The 4992-nt window shown below is 38.7% G+C and carries 5 protein-coding genes and 1 pseudogene; 4 read left to right on the top strand and 2 right to left on the bottom strand.

Annotation, left to right across the window (positions count from 1 at the left end; translation table 11 throughout):
• On the bottom strand, positions 1 to 511 hold a 511-nt coding region (locus tag GNF10_RS35175), incomplete at its 3' end, for a hypothetical protein (RefSeq protein ID WP_185607416.1).
• Positions 512 to 892: 381 nt separating this feature from the next.
• Between GNF10_RS35175 and GNF10_RS38160 the strand changes: the two are divergent.
• The 4 genes and pseudogenes from GNF10_RS38160 to GNF10_RS35160 form a co-directional block, all read left to right on the top strand.
• Positions 893 to 1030 (top strand): annotated as a pseudogene (locus GNF10_RS38160) (helix-hairpin-helix domain-containing protein); the annotation flags it as partial.
• A 105-nt stretch (positions 1031 to 1135) separates the two neighbouring features.
• The gene (locus GNF10_RS35170; RefSeq protein ID WP_185585651.1) at positions 1136 to 2494 is read left to right on the top strand and encodes a TrpB-like pyridoxal phosphate-dependent enzyme; all 1359 of its coding nucleotides are present in this window, start codon (positions 1136 to 1138) and stop codon (positions 2492 to 2494) included.
• 235 nt (positions 2495 to 2729) lie between these two features.
• Positions 2730 to 3626, top strand: coding sequence for an alpha/beta fold hydrolase (locus tag GNF10_RS35165; RefSeq protein ID WP_185585652.1), 897 nt, complete (start codon positions 2730 to 2732; stop codon positions 3624 to 3626).
• Between the two features lie 158 nt (positions 3627 to 3784).
• On the top strand, positions 3785 to 4588 hold the full coding sequence (locus GNF10_RS35160; RefSeq protein ID WP_185585099.1) for an SDR family NAD(P)-dependent oxidoreductase: 804 nt from the start codon (positions 3785 to 3787) through the stop codon (positions 4586 to 4588).
• Between the two features lie 127 nt (positions 4589 to 4715).
• Here GNF10_RS35160 and GNF10_RS35155 read toward each other — a convergent pair whose 3' ends face one another.
• Positions 4716 to 4907, bottom strand: a complete 192-nt coding sequence (locus GNF10_RS35155) for a hypothetical protein (RefSeq protein WP_012408634.1) — start codon at positions 4905 to 4907, stop codon at positions 4716 to 4718.
• Positions 4908 to 4992 lie beyond the last annotated feature (85 nt).

Genomic DNA, 4992 nt, shown 5'->3' with positions numbered 1-4992 from the left:
CTCCATATATAAACACAGCACTTATAAGTCCAAAAATTACTTTAGTTGTCGTTGATGGTGAACGATGGACTGATAGAAATGGATTGATGATAAATCCTGTTATAGGATGTTCATATTTGCAAACAATTCGTTCAACATCAAATCTAATTGCCTGGGCGATATTTATATTCGATGAAGATTCGCGTAGAGCTTCTATGGCAAATATTAAAGCTTTAGAGAGTTCAGCCAGTTCTCTTTGAATTGTATTCCTATTATCAGGTATCAATATTCTCGGTATTTCATCCCACCACATTTTTTGTGGCGTGTTTCTATTGATGAGTTTTTGAAGCCTATTAAACAAAATAATTATTTGGGATATTTCTTTCCCTGCCGAGACTAATTCTTTTTGTTTAGTTGGATCTGCAAAATTATTTAAATTATTTTTATAGAAATCTTTTATAAGTGCCTGTATCAGTGTCCTACTCTCATCTAAATTCCAATCGGTTTCAGTTGTTTTTTGATTAAAAACCATTTTATCTCCAATTATTTTTTAATGTTTATAACTGTTGAATAGTAGTAGTGAATATCTATGAATTACTTTGAGTAAATTTGCCAAGATACTCAACCTCTTACTTGTATTTATCATTCACTTTTTAGCATAGAATATACGCTTGTGCAGCAAATAGTACACTCAATAGTACTTTTTGTCATCAGATATCGCTGCGGTTAGAACTTAGGGGGATCTTTTTTGCGTACTATATAATCGGAAAAATTAGGGTAAGTTTTCGATGACACTAATACTTGGTGTGTATTTCAGTACTTATGTACTATAATTAATTGGATTCCAGTCTTAATCTAATCATAAGCAATGTCCACTTTTCCTAATCTTTGTCCTCAACAAGTAAGTGGCTAAAAGCGGATCACTCTCATCAAAAACCCTTGGAAAACTCAAAAAGCCATCAAAGAAGTGATGGTGTTTCTCCAGGGACATGGTGTTTATACCACTTATACTGTGAAGATTTACAAGCAATATAAGGATGAGGCGAAAGCTAATGATTTTACTATTGTTGGGATGAAGCTTGATAACAGTAAAAGTTAACTTTTTTCTTGGAGAATTGTAAATGTACAATTTTACTGTTGTGCATCACCTAATTATATGGACACGATTAAATACGTTCTGACTGAAAACCAAATGCCAAAAGCTTGGTACAACATCCAAGCTGACTTGCCACAAGCTTTACCACCAGTTTTAAATCCTGGTACTGGTAAGCCAATTACACCAGATGAATTATTACCTTTGTTTCCATTGGCACTGATTGAGCAAGAAGTTAGCCAACAAAGATGGATTGAAATACCAGATGCAGTGCGCTCTATTTATTGCCAGTGGCGACCAACTCCTCTTTATCGTGCCCGTCGTTTAGAACAAGCTTTAGATACGCCTGCCAAAATTTACTACAAATATGAGGGTGTTAGCCCCTCTGGAAGCCACAAACCCAATACTGCGGTCGCCCAAGCATACTACAATAAACAAGCTGGAGTCAAAAAGCTAACTACTGAAACGGGAGCCGGACAGTGGGGATCATCTCTAGCTTTTGCCGGTGCGCTATTCGGTTTAGAAGTCTTAGTTTATATGGTAAAGGTTAGCTATCAGCAAAAGCCTTACCGCCGAGCTTTAATGGAAACCTACGGCGCGAGAGTCGTTGCTAGCCCAAGTACTCAAACCGAAGCCGGACGTAAAATTCTTGCGCAACATCCCAATAGTAATGGCAGTTTGGGGATTGCTATTAGTGAAGCTGTAGAAGTAGCTGCTGCTGATGAACAAACTAAGTATGCTTTAGGTAGTGTTCTCAATCATGTACTGCTACATCAAACCGTCATTGGTCAAGAAGCACTGACTCAATTAGAAATGGCAGGAGATTATCCTGATATTGTTATTGGCTGCACAGGTGGCGGTAGCAATTTTGCCGGAATTGCCTTCCCATTTATCGGTGCTAAACTGCGAGGAGAACGAGATATACAAGTAATAGCTGTCGAACCTGCTGCTTGTCCATCATTGACTCGTGGAAAATATGCTTACGATTTTGGTGATATTGCCCACTTAACCCCACTTACCAAAATGCATACTTTAGGTAGTAGTTTTGTTCCTGAAGGAATTCATGCTGGAGGTTTGCGCTATCACGGTATGGCTCCCCTTGTTAGCCATATTGTGAATTTGGGATTAGTTGAATCACGTGCTGAACACCAACTCGCTTGCTTTGCTGCTGGATTAACTTTTGCCCGCGCAGAAGGGATTTTACCAGCACCAGAAGCTAATCATGCTGTCAAAGCAACAATTGATGAGGCTTTACTCTGTAAACAAGAAGGAAGAAGCAAAACTATCCTGTTCAACCTTTGCGGTCATGGACATTTTGATATGCAAGCTTATATCGATTATCAATCTGGACGGCTTGTTGATACTGAATATAGCGCAAATGAAGTGGCAATGGCACTGGCAGGATTACCTGTAGTTGATTAGTGACCCAACAATTCGCTATTCGCAGTGACGCTCGAAACAAGCATACAGTTCAACCAACAAGCGATCGCTGACTCAAACAATATTGAAGGTTTTGGAATTGTGGGCAATATCCTGTAAATAGCACGTTCAGTTTGGCTTGGTGTATGACAATAATTGGCTCGGCAGCAGTGATAGTGAATTGCAACAATCCAATCCACTAGATGGGTTGTGGAAAATTAGTTTGGAGTGAATACTGATGTTTCCTAATTTTCTCCCATCACAAGTTAATCAACTAACAGACCCAAAAGCGATCGCTTTCGGACAAAGCATTGAGAGAATTCCTCTTGCAAGCTCCCTAAGTCAACACCCAATCCTCACAACCTACATTTGCAAAGGTAAGGGAGGAACGCCAATTGTGCTGCTGCACGGCTTTGACAGTTCCATCCTAGAGTTCCGTCTTCTGTTGCCATTACTTGCTACTCAAAATGAAACATGGGCAGTAGATTTGTTAGGTTTTGGCTTTACACAAAGGCAAAAAGAAATAAATTACAGTCCAACTACAATCAGAATTCACCTTTACGATTTTTGGAAAACTTTAATCAACAGACCGATAACACTAGTAGGTGCATCAATGGGAGGTGCAACTGCAATTGATTTTACTCTCACTTACCCTCAAGTTGTAAAATCACTAATATTGATTAATAGTTTAGGTTACACTTGCGCTCCCCCCTTTAGCAAACACTTATTTTCTCCTTTTGACTTCTTGGCTGTGGAATATCTACGTCAACGCCACATCTTGGCATTAAATGTATGTAGTATATTACCTAATTTAGATACCAAAATACTTTTGGCTATTCAATGCGCCATGTTACACCAAGAAATGCCTGGTTGGAATGATGCCATGATTTCTTATGTAAAATCTGGTGGTTATAGTGAATTAGCAAATAGAATTGCCCAAGTTGACAAACCAACACTCATTTTATGGGGAGAAACTGATGATATGCTGCCATCTGAAGATGCAGAAAAATTTCAGCAATCTATTGCCACCTCTCAACTAATATTTCTCAAAAATTGCGGTCATGCCCCCCAAATTGAACAGCCCCAAATCACATCTCAACATATTTTGCACTTTCTGAATATTGGGAAATTTTAATTTGGTTTAAGAGGATATTTTAAAAGTTTAACCAGGTATAATTTAGCTGTTCTGCACTTAAGCTAGTGTAGAACAGATAAATTGATACAAAAATCAAATCTTTCTTTAGGTATAAAAAGTTATATGAAATCGTATTTATATTCTAAAAAGGAAAACAGATGACTGATAAAAAGGTCGTGCTAGTTACAGGAGCATCATCTGGATTTGGGCAGTTAACTGCTAAAAAGCTTGCTGCTGTAGGTTATTGGGTCTTCGGTACCAGTCGCAAGTCACATCCAGCATCAGGTGATGTGGAAATGTTGATGCTCGATGTTACCTCTGATGACTCAGTGCAATTATGTATTAAACAGTTGCTCACACGGACTAATCGCATTGATTTACTGATTAATAATGCTGGACAAATTCATGCCAGTATGCTCGAAGAAACATCTTTACAACAAGCCAAAGAAATCTTTGAAACAAACTTTTGGGGGGTTGTCCGCCTCACTAACGCAGTTTTACCAGTTATGAGACAGCAGCGTAGTGGACATATTATCAATATCAGTTCAGTCGCGGGATTGATTGGCGCACCAGGTCAAGGTTTTTACAGTGCCAGTAAATTTGCCCTCGAAGGTTATAGCGAAGCACTGAGCGTGGAACTAGATCCGTTCAATATCAAAGTGTCTTTAATTGAGCCTGGTTACTTTAAGACTAACTTCAACCATGCCATGTTAGCACCCACCTTCAATTATGCTGATTACGACAATGTACGTGATGTGATTCGCTCAACTGTCACTCAAGCAATTGCACAGGGCGATGATCCGACAAAAGTTGCACAGACAATTGCCTTTGCTGCTCGTAGCCGTTCCCCACGATTACGGTATCGTGTTGGTAATGAGGCACAATGGTTGCCTCGCTTGAAAGCAATATTGCCAGATAACTTGTTTCGATTTGGTGCCCGCAAGCGGTTGAATCTGCCATAAATCACAGTAATACAGCGATCGCTGCGCCAACGTCTGCCGCAGGATGCCCAAATGCCGAACAGCACCTCTTGTCTTGAGAAGGGTTGTAAGGCAACGCTACAGCTTTGCAATACAACCAAAATTTTAATTAGATATCAATATTTATCTGTTCTATCTGTCTAGCAGCTTTATCCCAAAGCTTTGCAGAAGTCTCATCTTTCCAATGATTTCTGAGATTTTCTGCTTTTTTATGACTAATTCGTTCTAACATTTCTAGAACTGCGGCTAATGTTAATTGATCAACAATTGCCTCTAAAGACTCCATATATTCTTTTGTCATAACTAACCTCTTGAATAACTTTCAACATTATTTACTAATTTTACATATTCAGATAGGTAATCTATATTACATTTAACAATTATAT

Origin of the sequence: Nostoc sp. UCD121 (assembly GCF_014222285.1) — a bacterium.
Classification (GTDB): Bacteria; Cyanobacteriota; Cyanobacteriia; order Cyanobacteriales; family Nostocaceae; genus Nostoc.
Note: the sequence above shows the minus strand (reverse complement) of the source record. Positions and strands in the feature narration are given on the sequence as shown.